The following is a 659-nucleotide window of genomic DNA, read 5'->3' on the forward strand; positions in this document are numbered from 1 at the left end:
GGACTCTCCCATCCGGCTCCCGTTTCCATCCGGGGGGGTCGTCAGACCCACCAAAAGCATCTCCTATCCGGGTTGTTGCCGTCGAACCAAACTCGTCCGAGGAGACACGAATCTTCGAGTCACAGGATTATGGGTCGCTCGGCTCTTGGGCGAACGACCAGAACGACACCTATCTGCTCGACGAAACCCAAGAGCAGACCCAACAAGTGCTTGCGAATATGGACCCCTACGTTGATGAGGTGTCCAGCCAGTACCAAGCAGGCGAAATAAACTCGTCAGACCTTGCGATGATGGACCCATCCACTATCGGGGCTGAGGCATCCACATCTCTCAAAAAGTCTGGATACTACGGTCAGGGCGCGGCCATGCTCGCGTCAACCGGTGCTTCCGGGGATATCAATGCATCGCACACTATTGCAGTCGGAGACGGCTCGGGCAATCCGACGGTGCTTAATGGAACATTGTTCTACACCGGAGATGACGCATCTGGTGGCTGGGATACTGGTCAGACATACCGATTTTCAGATTATAATGGAACCTTCTACATGGCTGTTCAAGATGGGGCCAACGGCACGATTGTTGACCTCTCCACATATGGGTCGCAGTTTGAAATTTTAGAGGCTGTGAACACCCGGACAGGGGAGACGATGAACACGACC

Annotated in this window: 1 pseudogene; it reads left to right on the forward strand. The window is 54.3% G+C overall.

What is annotated here, in order from left to right:
* Positions 1-218: 218 nt before the first annotated feature.
* A pseudogene (locus tag C475_RS24875) lies at positions 219-659 on the forward strand (hypothetical protein); the annotation flags it as partial.

This window comes from Halosimplex carlsbadense 2-9-1, assembly GCF_000337455.1.
Taxonomy (GTDB): Archaea; Halobacteriota; Halobacteria; order Halobacteriales; family Haloarculaceae; genus Halosimplex; species Halosimplex carlsbadense.